Origin of the sequence: Streptomyces sp. NPDC006923 (assembly GCF_040635655.1) — a bacterium.
Lineage (GTDB): Bacteria > Actinomycetota > Actinomycetes > Streptomycetales > Streptomycetaceae > Streptomyces.
The window spans coordinates 88061-103888 of sequence record NZ_JBEYIF010000007.1 but is presented as its reverse complement, the minus strand read 5'-3'; the positions used below and the strand labels follow the sequence as shown (position 1 = coordinate 103888).

The window sequence follows — 15828 nt, the reverse complement described above, 5'->3', positions numbered from 1 at the left end:
TTCTCAGCCCTTCACTCCGGTCAGGGTGACTCCCTCGACGAACGCCTTCTGGGCGAAGAAGAACACGAGGATCACGGGGGCCATGACCAGTACGGTCGCGGCCATGGTCAGATTCCAGTCGGTGTGGTGCGCGCCCTTGAAGGACTCCAGGCCGTAACTGAGCGTCCAGGCGGCCGGGTTCTCCGAGGCGTAGATCTGCGGTCCGAAGTAGTCGTTCCAGGCGTAGAAGAACTGGAACAGCGCCACCGCCGCGATCCCCGGCTTCGCCATGGGCAGGACGACCCGGATCAGCGTACGGAACTCGCCGCAGCCGTCCACCTTCGCGGCGTCCAGGTATTCGTCCGGGATGGTCAGCAGGAACTGCCGCAGCAGGAAGATGGAGAACGCGTCGCCGAACGCCATCGGGATGATCAGCGGCCAGAGCGTGCCGGACAGATCGAGCTGCTTCGCCCAGAACAGATACATCGGGATGATGATCACCTGGGGCGGCAGCATCATCATCGAGATGACGAGCATCAGCGACAGCCGCCGGCCCCGGAAGCGGAACTTGGCGAGGGCGTACGCCACCGGGATGGAGGACACCACCGACAGGACGGTCCCGAGGCCCGCGTACAGCAGGGTGTTCTTCCACCACGTCAGGAAGCCCGGCGTGTCGAAGACCTTGGCGTAGTTGCCCCACTCCCAGCTGTCGGGGGTCAGATCGCGGGTGAGCGCCTGCTGGTCGCTCATCACGGAGGTCAGGAAGAGGAAGACGAAGGGCAGGACGAAGAAGAGCGCCGCCGCCACCCCCAGGGCGTGCACGCCGATCCAGTGCAACCCCGCCCTGCGGCGCGCCGCGCGGGCGGCGGGCGTACGGCCGGACGGCTGGGCCGGCGCGGCCGTCCCGGCCCGGTCGAGAAGCTGCGTCATATCAGTCACCCGCTCCGATCAGGCCGCCGCGCCGCCGCATCAGCAGGGCGGTGAAGGCCATGGCCAGCACGAACAGCACCAGGGCGACAACACAGGCGGAGCCGTAGTCGAAGCGCTGGAAGCCGAGGTTGTAGACGAGCTGCGGCAGGGTGAGCGTGGACTTGTCCGGATAGCCGGGCTCGAACTGCTGGCCGGAGCCGCCGATGATGCCGGAGGCGACCTTCCCGGCGACCAGCGGCTGCGCGTAGTACTGCATCGCCGAGATGACGCCGGTGACGACCGCGAACATCACGATGGGCGAGATGTTCGGCAGCGTCACAAAACGGAAGCGCTGCCAGGCGGAGGCGCCGTCCAGCTCCGCCGCCTCGTACTGCTCCTTCGGCACGTCGAGCAGCGCGGCCATGAAGATCACCATCAGGTCGCCGATGCCCCAGACGGCCAGCACGGTGAGGGCCGGCTTGGACCAGGACGGGTCGTTGAACCAGCCGGGTGCCGGCAGTCCCAGCTCCCCGAGGATGGTGTTGACCGGCCCCGTACCGGGATTGAGCAGGAAGACGAAGGCGAGCGTCGCGGCGACCGGCGGCGCCAGATAGGGCAGGTAGAAGAGGGTGCGGAAGATCCCGGTACCGGTCTTGATCTTGGTGATCAGCAGGCCGATGCCCAGGCCGAACAGCACCCGGCAGGCCACCATGATGACGACGAGCCAGAGGGTGTTGCGCAGCGAGGGCCAGAACATCGGATAGTCGCTGAAGACGTACGACCAGTTCCCGAGGCCGTTCCAGACCGGGGTGTTGAAGCCGTCGTACTTCATGAAGGAGAAGTAGACGGTCGAGATCAGCGGATACGCGAAGAAGACGCTGAAGCCGATCAACCAGGGCGACATGAACGCCGCCGTGCGCAGCGCCGACCTGCGGCGCTTCGCGCGGAGCGCGTTTCCTTCCGGATACGTGGACATCGGGTGGTGCCCGGCCCGCTACTTGGCCTGCTCGATGTCACGGTCGATCTGCCGGGCGGTCTTCTCCAGACCGGCCTGGAGATCCTTCACGGCGCCCTTCTCGTACTGATAGCCGAAGTCCTGGAGCGTGAGCTGGTACGCCGAGCCGTTGACGGCCGCGGGCGGGGTGTTCGACTTCGGGTTCTGCGCGATCTCCAGGAACGTCTTGAAGCGCGGGTCGAACTTCAGGTCCGGCGACTTCAGCGCGTCGAAGGTGGACGGCACATTGCGGATGCCGTTGGCGAACTGGACGACCGCCTCGGTGTCGGTGGTCATGTACTTCACCAGCTCCCACGCCGCGTTCTGCTTGGTGCTCTGCGGTGCGATCCCCATGATCGTGCCGGACAGGAAGCCCTTGCCGTAGCTGTCGGCCTCGTCGTCGGCGACGGGCATCGGCGCCACGCCGATCTCGAACGGCACCTTGGCGTCCTCGGCCATCCCGAGCCGCCACTCACCGTCGAGCTGCATCGCGACCTGACCGGTCTGGAACGGGTGCTTGGCACCCCACTCGTCACCGAAGGTGGACCGGAACCGCTCCAGCTTCTCGTATCCGCCGAGGTCGTCGACCAGCTTCTTCTGGAAGGTGAACATCTTGGCGAAGGCGGGGTCCTTGGCGACGTTGGACTTGCCGTCCTTGTCGAAGTACGCGTGGTCCCAGCTCGACATGTAGTGGTCGACGACCGTCTCGTAACCGTGGTAGGTCGGCATGAAGCCGACCTGCTCGTAGCTGTCGCCCTTGGTCTTCGTCAGCTTCTTGGCGTCCTCGGCCAGCTCCGACATGGTCTTCGGCGGCGCCGTGATGCCGGCCTTCTTGAAGGCGTCCTTGTTGTAGTACAGCCCGTACGCGTCGCTCAGCAGCGGCAGCGCGCAGCGCTTGCCCTCGAACTGCGTGTACTCCAGCAGCACCTTCGGGAAGGTCTTCTCCAGGTCCAGCTTCGACTTCTCGATGAACGGCTTCAGATCGGCGAAGGCGCCGGACGAGCAGAACTTGCCCACGCTGGACGTGGTGAAGGAGGAGACGACGTCCGGGCCCTTGGAACCGCCCGCGCGCAGCGCCTGGTTGAGCTTGTCGTCGTTGATGTTGGCGACGACGTTCACCGTGATGTTCGGGTGGCTCTTCTCGAACCGGTCGATGTTGTCCTGGATCGCCTTCACCTCGGCCGGGGCACTCCAGCCGTGCCAGAAGGTGATCGTGGTCTTCGCGTTCGGGTCGTCGGACGCGGCGTTGCCGGACTGGCCGGTACACGAGGTGGCGAGGACGGATATCGCGGCGACCGCCACGGCGGAGGCGGTCAGACGGCGGTTTCCGAGCATGTGATTCTCCCGGGGGCTTGGGGGTCGGTGGGGCTGTTGTGCGGGTACGGCGGTGCTGCGGCTACGGCGGTACGAGGCGGGGCGGGCGGTCCGGTGACGGGGGCGGGCTAGCGGGAGGTGTCGAAGACCTCGTCGCGGGTGGTGGCGAGGGCGCTTTCGAGGGCGCCTCGCAGGACGGCGTGGTGTCGCACCTCGCCGATGAGGAGTCTCGGACTGGCCGCGGCGAGCTCGGCGAGTTCCGCCTGGACGAGTGCGCGGAGCGGTTCGCCGCCGGCGGCGGTCACCCCGCCCGCGAGGACGATCAGCTCCGGGTCGAGTACGGCGGTCACCGAGGCGAGACCGGTGGCGACGCGCTGGGCGAACAGCCGCAGCAGCTCGGCCAGCCGGTCGTCCTCCTGGTGCCCGGCGGCGGCCCGGGCCAGCAGCCCGGCCGCCACCTCGGCGTACGGCTGCTCCGCGGTCTCGATGCCCAGCGATCTGGCGAGCCGGGGCACGGACTGAGCGCCCGCCAGCTCCTGGAAGCCGCCGCTGTTGGCCTTCACCACCTGGCGTACCAGCGGGGTCCCGGGGACCGGCAGAAAGCCGACCTCACCGGCGCCGCCGGTGAACCCCCGGTGCAGCCGGCCGCCGATGAACAGGGCGGCGCCCAGGCCCTCCTGGTTCCACAGCAGCACGAAGTCGTCGTGCCCCCGGGCCGCTCCGAGCCGCTGTTCGGCGACCGCCGCCAGATTCACGTCGTTCTCGTACTCGACGGGCATCGGCAGGGCGGCGGCCAGTTCGTCGAGCAGGCTGGGGGAGTGCCAGCCGGGGAGGTGCGAGGCGTACCGCAGGCGTCCGGTGGACGGGGCGAACGCGCCGGGCGTACCGATCACCAGCCGGCGTACCTCGGGGCGTGTCAGCCCGGCGGCCTTCACTGCCCCGTCCAGGGCGTCCGAAACCTGTTGGACGACACTTCCGGCGCGCCGGCCCGGCGTACGCAGCTCGAACTCTCCGACCGTGGCCCCGGTGACATCGGCCACGGCGGCGAGAATCCGCTGCGGGTTCACATCGAGCCCGGCGGCGTACGCGGCATGCGGGTTGACCGCGTAGAGCTGCGCGTTGGGGCCCGGCCGGCCCGTGGTGGTGCCGGTGGCGACGACCAGTCCGGCCGCCTCCAGCCGGGCCAGCAGTTGCGAGGCGGTCGGCTTCGAGAGGCCGGTCAGCTTCCCTATGCGGGTGCGGGACAGCGGTCCGTGGGCCAGCAGCAGATCGAGCGCCGCCCGGTCGTTCATGGCGCGCAGCACGCGCGGCGTCCCCGGCGACGGAGTGCTGGAACCGCCCGCTCCGGTCATGACGTGGCCACCTGCCTCTCGGCTGCTCGCTCCCCCCGACACACTGTTAGGAAAGTTTCCTATTCGGGTGCGAGGAAAGTAGGCCGGGCGTCAGGAGGCCGTCAATACCTCCCGGGGCACCACACCCCCGCGGCAACCAAAGCGTTACCTGTGGGGGTGCGGTGGGTGTATTCCGGAAACCGGGACGTCACGCGCGGCGGGACGGCGGAAGCGGCGGCGGGGGAGTGCCGAGGGCGAGACGTGCGACAGCTTCGTGCCCGGCGCGCGGGTTCTGATGGCGGCGGAGACCGGCAAGCCGGGCCCCGCGGGAGGCGGACGCCATGGGGGTTGCGGAGTCGGAGAACGCGTCCGGTCCTCCGGCACCCGGCACCCGGCGTCAAGGCATTTGCTTGCTTCGGCAATAAGATGCACACTGCTGTTGTTTCTTGCCTAAGCAATCAATTCTTGGCGTGCGAATTTTTGTGACGGTGCGCCCCGCCTTGTGAGGGATCCGTATGACCAGTGAGCCGATCTCGCCCGTCCCGCCCGCCGACGGCCGGGAAGCCGACGGCCTCGTGGGCTTCAACCACCGTTACGCCGAGGTGAACGGGGTCCGCCTGCACTATGTGGACGGCGGCAGCGGGGCACCCGTCGTGCTGCTGCACGGCTGGCCGTTCACCTGGCGGGAGTTCCGCAGCACCATGCCTCTGCTGGCGGCGGCCGGCTACCGGGTCATCGCTCCGGACCTGCGGGGTTTCGGCTTCTCCGGCAAGCCGGAGAGCGGGTACCGCAAGACCAACGTCGCCCGGGACATCGCCGAGCTGATTGAGCGGCTCGGTCTCGGGCCGGTCAACCTGGTGGGGCAGGACATCGGAATGATGGTCGCCTTCGCCCTGGCTGCCTCCCGCCCCGATCTGGTGAAGAAGGCCGTCCTGGGGGAGGCGCTGATCCCCGGCTACGGCCTGGAGGACTACCTGGACCCCGCCACCGGTGGCTACGGCCACTTCGCCCACCACATGCGGGTGGACCTGGCCACCCGGGAGACCGAGGGCCGGGAAGAGGCGTTCCTCACCCCTGTGTGGGACATGATGTCGGTGAGCGAGGACAGGTCCTGGACGCGGGAACTGCTGGCCGCGTTCCAGGCCCCGGGCGGTATGCGCGGCGGCTTCCAGCACTACGGCACGCTCCTGGAAGACATTGAGGAGTCCCGCGCTCTCCTGGGCGAGAGCAAACTGGCCATGCCGGTGCTGACCGTCAACGGCGAGCACGGCATCCCCGCCGCCCAGACCGCCGGCAGCGTGGCACGGGTGGCCGATCCCTCCCGCTTCGAGCAGGACATCGCTCCCGGCAGCGGCCACACCCTGGGCGAGGACAACCCCACCTGGTACGCGTCCCGCCTGGACCGCTTCTTCCGCGGCTGACCTTCACCGCGCACGGGCCGGCGGAGACGCGTGACGCGCCCACCCACCGCCCCCCGTATGCCCGGAGACCTGCATGACCGCCCCCGTACTCGTCGCGCCGACGACGCGCGGCACGCCTCGCGCGGGCCGTGCCGCGCCGCGGGCGGTCAGTCACGCCCCTGGTCGGCCGTGCACGAGCGGTCGGGGATGAGCGAGGCGGTCACGGCACGCAGAGCGTCGGCGAGAGCCGGTGCCGAGCCCTCGGGCAGGTGGTCGAGAAAGCGCCGGCGCGCACTGGCCTGGTGCGCGGAGCGGGCACTCTCCCAACACGCCAGACCCTCCTCCGTGAGGACGGTGACGTTGCCGCGCCCGTCGGAGCCGTCCCGCTCCTTGGCCACCAGCGACTTGGCCGCCAGCGCGGTGACGAGCCGGGTGATCCGGCTGGGAGTCAGCCCCGTCCGCACCGCGATCTCCGACATGCGCAGCCGACGCCCTGGCGCCTCGTTCAGCACGCTGAGGACGGAAAACTCCGTCAGCGGCAGGCGCGTCGCCTGCAACATGTCCTCCTCCAGCAAGCGAGGCAGCGCATGGACCAGACGCCCCAGCTCACGCCAGACCTCCGCCTCCCGCGCCGACAGCACCGAATCCTTCGCCTCTGCGGACTTCGTCATACTCCCAGTGTGTCATGTCCTTGCCTGAGCAAGTTAAGCTGTTGCTTGCCTGAACAAGCACCTCGTCCGTCAGAAACGGAATCCCCGTGAAGATCCTCGTCCTCGGCGCCACCGGCTACGCCGGCTTCCACATCTCCCGCGCCCTGCGCCAGGAGGGCCACACCGTCCTCGGCCTCACCCGCGACGCCACCGGCGACCGGGCCAGGGAACTCCTCGTGGAGGAGGTCCGCCCCGTCGAGGGCCTGATGTCCGACCCCGAGACCTACCGGGCGGCCCTGGAGGGGGCGGATGCCGTCGTGTGCGCCGCCCTCGACATGAACGACCCGCTCGGCAGCGACCGGCTCCTCTTCCGCACGCTCCGCGAAGCGCGGGAGCGCACCGGGCGCAGCCGCCACCTGGTCTTCACCACCGGCATCACCTTCCTCACCACCACCGGCGAGGTCTGGGACGAGCAGACCCCGGCCGACCCCGGCAACCCGCTTTACCTGCGCGCCCAGGCCGAACAGGACCTGAAGGACAGCGGCCTGCCCCACACCGTGGTGCGCCCGTCCTTCATCTACGGCGGCAGTGGCCGCAGCTCCAAGTCCGCTCAGTGGTTCATCGCCGCCCGCACGGGCGAGCCGGTCTTCTACGGCGACACCACCAAGCGCTACACCTGGGTCCACGTCGACGACCTCGCCACCGCCTATGTCGCAGTCCTCCGGCAGCCCGGCGCGTTCGACGGCCAGACCTTCATGCTCGGCGACGAGCACCGGCCCACCCTCCTCTCCGTCCAGCAGGCATGCCTGGACGCCGCCGGCTGCACCGCCGGCATCACCTTCCAGAGCGCGGACGCCGGAGGCATGCTGGAAAGCTGCGCCGACCGCGACGAACTCGTCGACAGCGCGAAAGCCCGCACCCTGCTCGGCTGGAAGCCGCGCCATCCCGGAATCCTGGAGGACACCCTCACCTACTACGCGGCATGGGACCGGGCGCGGCCGCAGAGCTGAACCACACGCTCGTCGTGCACGCCGCCGCAGCCGGCCGGTCCCCGGGCGCAACCTGTGCCCGATCGGGCTGATCAGAGCGCGCGGCCGTCCTTGAGTCGTCCGAGGCGGAGGCGGTCCCGGAGGGGCTGCTCGCGCTGATCGGCAGCATCAGCGTCGTCAAGCCCGCCCATGCCCCCGCGTACACGCTGCCGCCCCAGGTGTTCTGTCCGCGGAGGCCGGCGACGGATCACATCACCGCGCCACGCCGAGGCGTCACTTCGAGGTGTTCTGCGGGCCCAGCGGCAACGCCGTCTGGGACTGCGGGGACGCCGGGTTCGCCAGCGCCGACGGGGCCGACACCCCGGCCGTCGGATCGGCGGCGGCCTGTTCGTCCGGCACCGGCGGGAGGCCGCCGACGATCTGGATGCCGGCCTCGTCGAAGGCGCGCTTGATCCGCCAGCGCAGCTCGCGTTCCACGCCCAGTGCCTGGCCCGGCATCGTCTTCGCCGAGACCCGTACGGTCATCGAGTCCAGCAGCACGGCGTCCAGGCCGAGCACCTCGACCGGGCCCCACAGGCGCTCGTTCCAGGGGTCGTCCTTGGCCAGTTTCTCGGCGACCTGTGTGATCACCGCACGGATCCTCTCCAGGTCCTCCGTCGGCCGCACCATCACATCGACGCCCGCCGTGGCCCAGCCCTGGCTGAGGTTGCCGATCCGCTTCACCTCGCCATTGCGTACGTACCAGATCTCGCCGTTGTCGCCGCGCAGCTTCGTCACGCGCAGGCCGACCTCTATCACCTCGCCGGAGGCCACGCCCGCGTCGATGCTGTCCCCGACGCCGTACTGGTCCTCCAGGATCATGAAGACGCCGGACAGGAAGTCGGTGACGAGATTGCGGGCGCCGAAGCCCAGTGCCACACCGGCGACGCCCGCCGAGGCCAGCAGTGGCGCCAGATTGATGTTCAGCGCTCCCAGGATCATCAGCGCCGCGGTGCCCAGGATCAGGAAAGAAGTAACCGAACGGAGTACGGAGCCGATGGCCTCCGACCGCTGCCGGCGCCGCTCGGCGTTGACCAGCAGACCGCCGAGCGCGGTGCCCTCCACCGCCTGGACACTGCGGTTCATCCGCTCTATGAGCTTGGTCAGGGCGCGGCGGAGCACATGGCGCAGGACGAGCGCGATCACCAGGATCAGCACCATGCGGAGGCCCGTGCCGAGCCAGGCGGACCAGTTCTCCTCCACCCAGCTCGCGGCGTCGTTCGCCCGGCTCGCCGCTTCGTCGAGCGTGGCGGGGTCGGACGGCGGGGCTGCGGCCGGCGGGGCGGACCAGGACACGGCGGAGACCTCCAGGCATCGGGGCGGACCAACCACACTAACGGGGCAGTGCGCGCGTTCCGGCGCTCCGTTCCGGCGAGAGACCCTCCTCACGTCTTCCCAGGGCAGCCGTACGGGCCCCTGAAACCGGGCTCAATCCTCCCGTCAGCCGCTCTCAACCCCTTTCAAACCTTGGAAGCGCCCCTGTGTGGTCGAAAACACTCCGAGCCCGTTACCCGGACGTGGTGGCGTTTCGACCAGGCATGAGGAGAGACTGGAGCAGATCGTCCCGGCGCGAGCCACGCGCCGCCGGCGTTATAGGAGGCATCCGTGCCGCATGTCCTGGTCCTCAACGCGTCGTACGAGCCGCTCGGCGTCGTACCGCTCCGCCGCGCGCTCGTCCTCGTCCTGGAGAACAAGGCCACCAGCCTCGAGGAATCCGGCGCCTTCATGCACAGCGCCACCCGTGTCATTCCAGCACCCAGCGTCGTACGGCTGAAGCGCTTCGTGCGGGTCCCCTACCGGGGGCCCGTTCCGCTGACCCGACGCGCGCTCTTCGCCCGCGACGGTGGTCGCTGTATGTACTGCGGTGGCGTCGCAACCAGCGTCGACCACGTCATTCCGCGCAGCCGTGGCGGGCAGCACGCGTGGGAGAACGTGGTGGCGGCCTGTCGCCGCTGCAACCACGTCAAGGCCGACCGGCATCTCCGGGAGCTGGGCTGGCGGCTGAACCAGCAGCCGGCCCCGCCCTCCGGGCTGGCCTGGCGGATCATCGGGACCGGACACCGGGACCCGCGCTGGCTGCCGTATCTCCAACCGTACGGCGCGGAGGACGCGATGGCTCGGATCGACGGCATTTCCGCCTGAGGATCCGGGCCTTTGTCGTCCTCCGGGGTCCCGGCCGGGCCGGGACCGGGGGGTGCGTCGGCGTGCCCGCACCGCACCCCCGCCCGCGGCTCACTCCGCGACGGCGTAGACCTCCACCGAGAACAGCGAATAGCCGTACTGGGTGGCGCGCGCGTCGCCCTGGACCCGGATGAAACGGGCGTCCTTCGCGTCCATCCCGATCTCCTCGCGCCCGCCCCTGCCCTCGTCGACCGTCGCGGCGGTCCGCCAGGTGCGCCCGTCGGCCGAGACCTGGACGCGGTAGCGGCTCGCGTACGCCTCCTGCCAGTGCAGCACCACCTGGCCGATCCTCGCGGGCCGCGCCAGTTCGAGCTGCCACCAGGCGCCGTCCTCGACGGGCGAGGACCAGCGGCTGGCCGGATCGCCGTCGGCCGCGGCGGACGCGGGGAAGTCCGGGGTCTCGTCGCCGGAGGACGCGGCGATCCCCGTACGGGCCAGGTCGGGACCGCCGGTGCGGGGCGACGCCCGTACGGTCAGGGTGCGTTCCTCGCCGCCGAAGGTGAGCGGCACCTCGTACGTTCCGGCCGGTGTGCCCGCGGGGACACTGACCTCGACGGGAACATCTGTGCGAGCGCCGCGCGGCAGTGTGGTCTGCTTGGGCACCCTCACCCGGATCCCGGACGGCGCCTTCGCGGTGAGCGCGCCGCGCACCTCGCCCGGGCGCTGCGCGGCCAGCCGTGCCTGGACCCGCTGCGGCTCGCCGCCGATCTGGGCGTTCGCCTCGTCGCGCACCAGATCGAGGCGGGCCTGCGGTTCGTCGGCGAACCACGGCACGACATGGCGCACGGCCGGCGCGGAGCCGCCCGGTCCCACCACACCGGCCCCGTGTCCCGCCCCCGGCCAGACGACCCGTACCGCGTCGAGGAGCAGCCCCTTCGCGTCCGACTCGGTCCAGCCGCTCATCGAGAGCGGGCCCAGCGTGCGCCAGCCCTCGCCGGGGACATGCGCCTCGACGACCGAGCCGGCGCCGGTGCCGGGCTCGGTCATCGTGTTCACGGCCTCGACGGGACGGGCCCTGGCCAGATTCATGGTGTACGTCCGCGCGTCCTCGGTGACGGCCTCGCCCCGGACGCGGTCCGCGCCCGTCCAGGCCGAGGACTCCCTGACGGCCCGGTCGAGGAAGGGGGCCAGCGTCCCCTTGCCGACCGTGACCCGGCTCGCCGCGGCGGCCTTGCGCAGCGGCTCCAGATCCAGCGAGGCCCGCCAGGCCGTCGCCCCGTCGCCACGCTCCTGGGCCCGCAGCATGTCGACCGCCAGCTCGCCCGCCTCGCCGTAGCGCGCGAGCTGGTCGAGCCACGGCCGCACCTCGTCGTCGAGCCGGCCCCCGGCGGTGCCCGCGAGCCGCCCCGGCGCCTCCCGCATCACCGTGAAGGCGGCCCTGAGCCTGCTCGCCGCCGCGCTCCTGGCCCGCGCGTCCGTGGTCGAACGGGACTCCCAGAAGTCCTTCAACAGCGGTTTCAGATACGCGGACTCCGAGGCGTCGAGGAGGGACGACGCGTCATTGCCGGCGAGCGCGCGCAGCGCCTCCCGGGCCCCGGCGTCCTCGCCCGCCAGATCGTCGATCGCCGCCCGCCAGGACTCCTGCGGCCGGTAGCCACGCGGATTCCAGGCGTAGTCCGCCGCCGTGAACAGCGGGATGCGGGACGCGGACGGCTGCTCCATCGCGTTGGCGAGCAGCGCGACGGACCCGCCGGCGACCGCCGGTTCCCGGCCGGTGTACGGGCCGAGGAAGATCCGGCCCTGCTCGTAGTCGTTGACCGGATAGTTGTCCATGGTGACCAGCGGGTGGCCGAAGGCGGCGCGCGCGCCGGCCAGTTCCCGGCCCGTGATGGTGCGCGGTACGACCCCGACACCCGTCCACGCCACCTGGACGCGCTGGTCGAGCGCGCCGGCGAGGGCCTCGCGGTAGTCCGTCACGCCGTCCTGGTAGTACTCGGTGGGCATCACCGTCAGCGGTTCGGCCCCGGCGTGCCGGTCCGCGAGATGGGCCGCCACCGCGTTGGCCACCCGGGCCTGCGCCTTCGCGGCCGCCTCCGGCCCGGAACCGAAGGTCTCCTCGTCCTGCCGGCAGTGCCATTCGCTGTAGCTGACGTCCTGGAACTGGAGCTGCACGGCGCGCACCCCCAGCGCCCACATCGCGTCGATCTTGCGGGTGAGGTCCCTGAGGTCCTTGTCCGAGGCCATGCACATGGCCTGCGCGGGGGCCACGGCCCAGGCGAGCGTCACATGATTGCGGCGCGCGCGCTCGGCCAGCTCACGGAAGCCGGCCCGCTGCGCGGCGGGATAGGGGTCGCGCCAGCGCGCCTGCCGGAACGGGTCGTCGCCGGGCGCGTACAGATAGCGGTTCTGCTTGGTGCGCCCCATGAAGTCGAGCTGCGAGAGCCGGTCACGCTGGTCCCAGGGCCGGCCGTAGAAGCCCTCCGCCGTACCGCGCACGGCCGTGCCCGGCCAGTCGCGCACGAGCACTCCGGGGACGGTGGGGCGGTCCGCCCGCCCTCCCCGCGGTACGACGAGCTGGCGCAGGGTCTGCGCGGCGTGGAAGAGGCCGTCGTCGCCGACGCCGTCCAGCGCCACGGTGTCCCGGCCGCCCACGGCGCCCACCGCGATCCGGTAGCCGCCGGAGGGAAGGTCGGCGCGTTGGGGTGCGCCGAGGGCGCGCAGCGCGTCCTGCGCGCGGGTGCCACCGGCCAGCACCACCGGTCCGGTACCGGCGGGCGCGCCCCCGGCGAGGGCGGCGGACGACACTTCGCGCACCGTCCGGACACCGGCCCCGCGCAGCAGCTCGGTCAGCTCCCGCACCGCGTACGCGTCGGCGCCCGCGTCCGTGACGACGGTCACCTCGTCGCCGAGCGGCACCGCGCTGCCGGCCGCGCGGATCGTCTGCGGCCTCGGCCAGACCGCGGGCACCGCCGGCCGGCCCTCCCGGTCGGGCGTGGTGGCCGCCGGGGTCCCGGGGTCGCCGGGCGCGGCCGACGCACCGGGAGCGGTGCCCAGGAGTCCGCCGATCACCGCGACCATGACGGCGGTCGCGGTCCCTTTTCTGCGCCCGAGCTGCACGCCCTGCTCCCCTCGTGCTTCCTGGTCCCGCCGGAGTCCCGCGGAGCGCCCCAACGGGCGCTCACGGAGCGGCATGAGCCCACCACCCCCGTGGTGAACGTGTCAACGTGCGTGGCCGTTGTGTCGCATTTGAGCGTTGTGATAGGTAGTAACTTCAACTCCCTTACGGGAAATGGATCGTGACTCGACACACGTTTACCGGAAGTACGCGTCTGCGCCCGTGCCCGCTGGGTAGGGCTGCTGTGTCCTGTTTCCCGTCCATTGGAGGCGCCGCCATGGCCGCATCGGCCCAGCTTCTCTTCTCCGCCCTCTCCAAACAGACGGAGCCCGCCCCGCTGACCAGCGAGCCTCCCCTCGCCGAGGCCGGCGGCGGGCCGTTGACCAGTGAGCCGCCGCTCGCCGACGCCGCCCCTCTCACCAGCGAGCCCCCGCTCGCCGACACCGCCCCGCTGACCAGTGAGCCGACCGCGCCCGGTACGGCCGGCGGCACGGAGTCCCCTGGAGTCTGAATGAGCCTGGCCAGGCTCGCCGAGCTGCACGGTGTCGCCACCTCGTACGCCCCCTCGCCGGACGTCACCGTCCTGGTCCCCGACGACACGGTCGTCTCGGTGCTCGCCGCGCTGGGCGTCGACGCCTCCACCCCCGCGTCGGTGGATGAGGCGCTGAGCCGCGCCGAGTCAGCCGCGGCGAGCCGTCTGCTGCCCCCGACCCTGGTGCTGTGGAGCGCCCACGGCGCCGAGGCCGCCGAGCTGCCGCCCGCCCTGGCCGCCCTCCCGACCGGTACGACGCTCCGACTGGCGACGGAACAGGGCGAGTCGCTGGACCTGCCGGCCGCCGGCTCCGCCGCGGCGGCAGTGGCCGCCGGGCGCTCCGACCGGCCGGCCTCCGCCGTTTCCACCTGGACACTGCTGCCGCCGGGCGTGCACCGGCTGGAGGCCCGCGCCCCCGACGGCCGTACCGCCCTCGCCACGCTGGTCGTCGCGCCCGGCCGGCTGCCCGCGCCGCCCGCCCGCACCCACGGCTTTCTGGTGCAGCTCTACTCCCTGCTCTCCGGGCGTTCCTGGGGCATGGGCGACCTCGGAGACCTCGCCGAGCTGGCCACCTGGTCGGGCCGGGCCCTCGGAGCCGGCTTCGTCCAGATCAACCCGCTGCACGCGGCGGTGCCCGGCGCCCCGACCGACCCCTCGCCGTACCGGCCCTCCTCGCGCCGCTTCCCGGACCCGGTCCATCTGAGGATCGAGGCCGTGCCCGAGTACGCGTACGTCCTCGGACCCGACCGCGCGCGGCTCGACGCGCTCGTGGAACAGGCCGCCGCCCTCCGGGAGTCCGTCCTCGACAAGGGCGCGCTGATCGACCGGGACGCCGTGTGGGAGCTGAAGCGCGCCGCCCTCGACATCCTGGCGGGGGTCCCGCTCGGGCCCGGCCGCCGGGCCGAGTACTGCGACTTCCTGGCCGCGCAGGGCCGGGCCCTGGAGGACCACGCCACCTGGTACGCCCTCGCCGAGGTGCACGGCCCGCGCTGGCGCGACTGGCCGGAGGGGCTGCGCGACCCGCGTTCCGACGAGACGGCGGCGGCTCGCCGTGAACTGCTCGACCGGATCGACTTCCACTGCCGGCTCGTCTGGCTGACGGACGGGCAACTGGCCGCCGCGTCCCGGGCGGCCGAGGACAGCGGGATGGCCGTCGGGATCGTCCACGACCTCGCCGTCGGAGTCCATCCCGACGGCGCCGACGCCTGGGCGCAGCAGGACGCCTTCGCCGCCGGCATGTCGGTCGGCGCCCCGCCGGACGCCTTCAACGCGCTGGGCCAGGACTGGGGCCTGCCGCCCTGGCGCCCCGATGTGCTGGCCGCGTCCGGCTTCGCCCCATACCGGGGTCTGCTCCAGGGGCTGCTGCGCAACGCGGGAGCGCTGCGGATCGATCATGTGATGGGCCTGTTCCGGCTCTGGTGGGTGCCCGAGGGACAGGCACCCACTCGTGGCACATATGTCCGATACGACGCCGAGGCGATGCTCGCCGTGCTGGCCCTGGAGGCGCACCGCGCGGGCGCGGTCGTCATAGGCGAGGATCTGGGCACCGTCGAGCCCGGTGTGCGTGAGGCGCTGGAGCGGCGCGGGGTGCTCGGCACGTCCGTGCTCTGGTTCGAGCGCGACTGGGCCGGTACGGGCCGTCCGCTGCCTCCGGAGAGCTGGCGCGAGGGCTGTGTGGCCACCGCCACCACCCACGATCTGCCGTCCACCGCCGCCAGACTCACCGGTGAGCATGTGGGACTGCGCCACCGGCTCGGCCTGCTCACCCACCCGCTGGAGCAGGAACAGGCCGAGGTGCGGCGCGAGGTCACCGAATGGCTCGACTGCCTCGCCCGCCTGGGCCTGCTGTCCGGGGGCGGCGAGGAGGAGGAGATCCGCGCGGTCTACCGCTTCCTGCTGCGCACTCCGGCGCGCATGGTCGGTGTCTGGCTGCCGGACGCGGTCGGTGACCGCAGGCCGCAGAACCTGCCGGGCACCTGGGACCAGTACCCCAATTGGCGGCTGCCCGTCGCGGACGCCGAGGGGCGGCCTATGACCCTGGAGCAACTGGCGGCCTCGCCCCGGCTGCACGCGCTGATGGATGTGCTGAGACCGCCGACGGCACCCCCGCGCGCGCGGCCCGCCTAGGCGTTCGCTACGTTTGTACCGTGGACAAGAAGAACGCTCTGCGCGCCGGTGCCCTGGCGGCCGGTACGACGCTGATGATGCTGCTCATGACGTCCCCGGCGCTCGCGCTGACCCGTGACGACGGCGACGACCCGGGTCCGGGCCTGAGTGTGGCCGAGACCCTCGGTCTGTATGTGGCGGTGCCGCTGGTGCTCTTCGGGGTCATCGCCGGTCTGGTGATCGCGCTCGACAAGTCCCGCAAGCAGGTCTGACCCAGAGCCTCCCGCTCGGATCTCGCCGGTCTTCCGGAGGCGCCGCACGGCAGATGATGCCGCGCGGCGCTTCTGTG

General features: G+C 71.5%; 13 protein-coding genes. 6 read left to right on the top strand and 7 right to left on the bottom strand.

Annotation, left to right across the window (positions count from 1 at the left end):
• Nucleotides 1-3 precede the first annotated feature (3 nt).
• From ABZ707_RS16155 to ABZ707_RS16140, 4 genes are all read right to left on the bottom strand, one after another.
• Entirely contained in the window at nucleotides 4-909 is a 906-nt protein-coding gene (locus tag ABZ707_RS16155) for a carbohydrate ABC transporter permease (protein ID WP_360174137.1), read from the bottom strand.
• A gap of 1 nt (nucleotide 910) precedes the next feature.
• Nucleotides 911-1864 carry a sugar ABC transporter permease gene (locus tag ABZ707_RS16150; protein WP_360174134.1) on the bottom strand — a complete coding sequence of 318 codons (954 nt, stop codon included), beginning with the start codon at nucleotides 1862-1864 and terminating at the stop codon, nucleotides 911-913.
• An 18-nt stretch (nucleotides 1865-1882) separates the two neighbouring features.
• Entirely contained in the window at nucleotides 1883-3217 is a 1335-nt protein-coding gene (locus ABZ707_RS16145) for an ABC transporter substrate-binding protein (protein ID WP_360174131.1), read from the bottom strand.
• 107 nt (nucleotides 3218-3324) lie between these two features.
• On the bottom strand, nucleotides 3325-4548 hold the full coding sequence (locus ABZ707_RS16140) for an ROK family transcriptional regulator (RefSeq protein ID WP_360174128.1): 1224 nt from the start codon (nucleotides 4546-4548) through the stop codon (nucleotides 3325-3327).
• 494 nt (nucleotides 4549-5042) lie between these two features.
• On the opposite strand from ABZ707_RS16140, the gene ABZ707_RS16135 reads away from it, so the two are divergent.
• Nucleotides 5043-5948 carry an alpha/beta hydrolase gene (locus ABZ707_RS16135; RefSeq protein ID WP_360174124.1) on the top strand — a complete coding sequence of 302 codons (906 nt, stop codon included), beginning with the start codon at nucleotides 5043-5045 and terminating at the stop codon, nucleotides 5946-5948.
• 146 nt (nucleotides 5949-6094) lie between these two features.
• Here the strand turns inward: ABZ707_RS16135 and ABZ707_RS16130 are convergent, their stop codons facing one another.
• Nucleotides 6095-6598 (bottom strand): MarR family transcriptional regulator, encoded by a 504-nt coding sequence (locus ABZ707_RS16130; RefSeq protein ID WP_360174122.1) that lies wholly within the window; start codon nucleotides 6596-6598, stop codon nucleotides 6095-6097.
• An 86-nt stretch (nucleotides 6599-6684) separates the two neighbouring features.
• On the opposite strand from ABZ707_RS16130, the gene ABZ707_RS16125 reads away from it, so the two are divergent.
• Nucleotides 6685-7587, top strand: coding sequence for an NAD(P)-dependent oxidoreductase (locus ABZ707_RS16125; protein WP_360174119.1), 903 nt, complete (start codon nucleotides 6685-6687; stop codon nucleotides 7585-7587).
• Between the two features lie 252 nt (nucleotides 7588-7839).
• Here ABZ707_RS16125 and ABZ707_RS16120 read toward each other — a convergent pair whose 3' ends face one another.
• Nucleotides 7840-8901, bottom strand: a complete 1062-nt coding sequence (locus tag ABZ707_RS16120; RefSeq protein WP_360174116.1) for a mechanosensitive ion channel family protein — start codon at nucleotides 8899-8901, stop codon at nucleotides 7840-7842.
• Nucleotides 8902-9210: 309 nt separating this feature from the next.
• Between ABZ707_RS16120 and ABZ707_RS16115 the strand changes: the two genes are divergently transcribed.
• Nucleotides 9211-9747, top strand: a complete 537-nt coding sequence (locus tag ABZ707_RS16115) for an HNH endonuclease (RefSeq protein ID WP_360174113.1) — start codon at nucleotides 9211-9213, stop codon at nucleotides 9745-9747.
• A 90-nt stretch (nucleotides 9748-9837) separates the two neighbouring features.
• Here the strand turns inward: ABZ707_RS16115 and ABZ707_RS16110 are convergent, their stop codons facing one another.
• On the bottom strand, nucleotides 9838-12843 hold the full coding sequence (locus ABZ707_RS16110) for a beta-N-acetylglucosaminidase domain-containing protein (RefSeq protein ID WP_360174110.1): 3006 nt from the start codon (nucleotides 12841-12843) through the stop codon (nucleotides 9838-9840).
• A gap of 275 nt (nucleotides 12844-13118) precedes the next feature.
• On the opposite strand from ABZ707_RS16110, the gene ABZ707_RS16105 reads away from it, so the two are divergent.
• Genes ABZ707_RS16105 through ABZ707_RS16095 form a run of 3 tightly spaced genes read left to right on the top strand, consistent with a single transcriptional unit; the run spans nucleotide 13119 to nucleotide 15751 of the window.
• Nucleotides 13119-13352: a hypothetical protein gene (locus tag ABZ707_RS16105; RefSeq protein WP_319678307.1), complete on the top strand. Its 234-nt coding sequence runs from the start codon at nucleotides 13119-13121 to the stop codon at nucleotides 13350-13352.
• On the top strand, nucleotides 13353-15500 hold the full coding sequence (gene malQ, locus ABZ707_RS16100; protein WP_360174107.1) for a 4-alpha-glucanotransferase: 2148 nt from the start codon (nucleotides 13353-13355) through the stop codon (nucleotides 15498-15500).
• A 20-nt stretch (nucleotides 15501-15520) separates the two neighbouring features.
• Nucleotides 15521-15751 (top strand): hypothetical protein, encoded by a 231-nt coding sequence (locus tag ABZ707_RS16095; RefSeq protein WP_360174104.1) that lies wholly within the window; start codon nucleotides 15521-15523, stop codon nucleotides 15749-15751.
• Nucleotides 15752-15828: the final 77 nt, after the last annotated feature.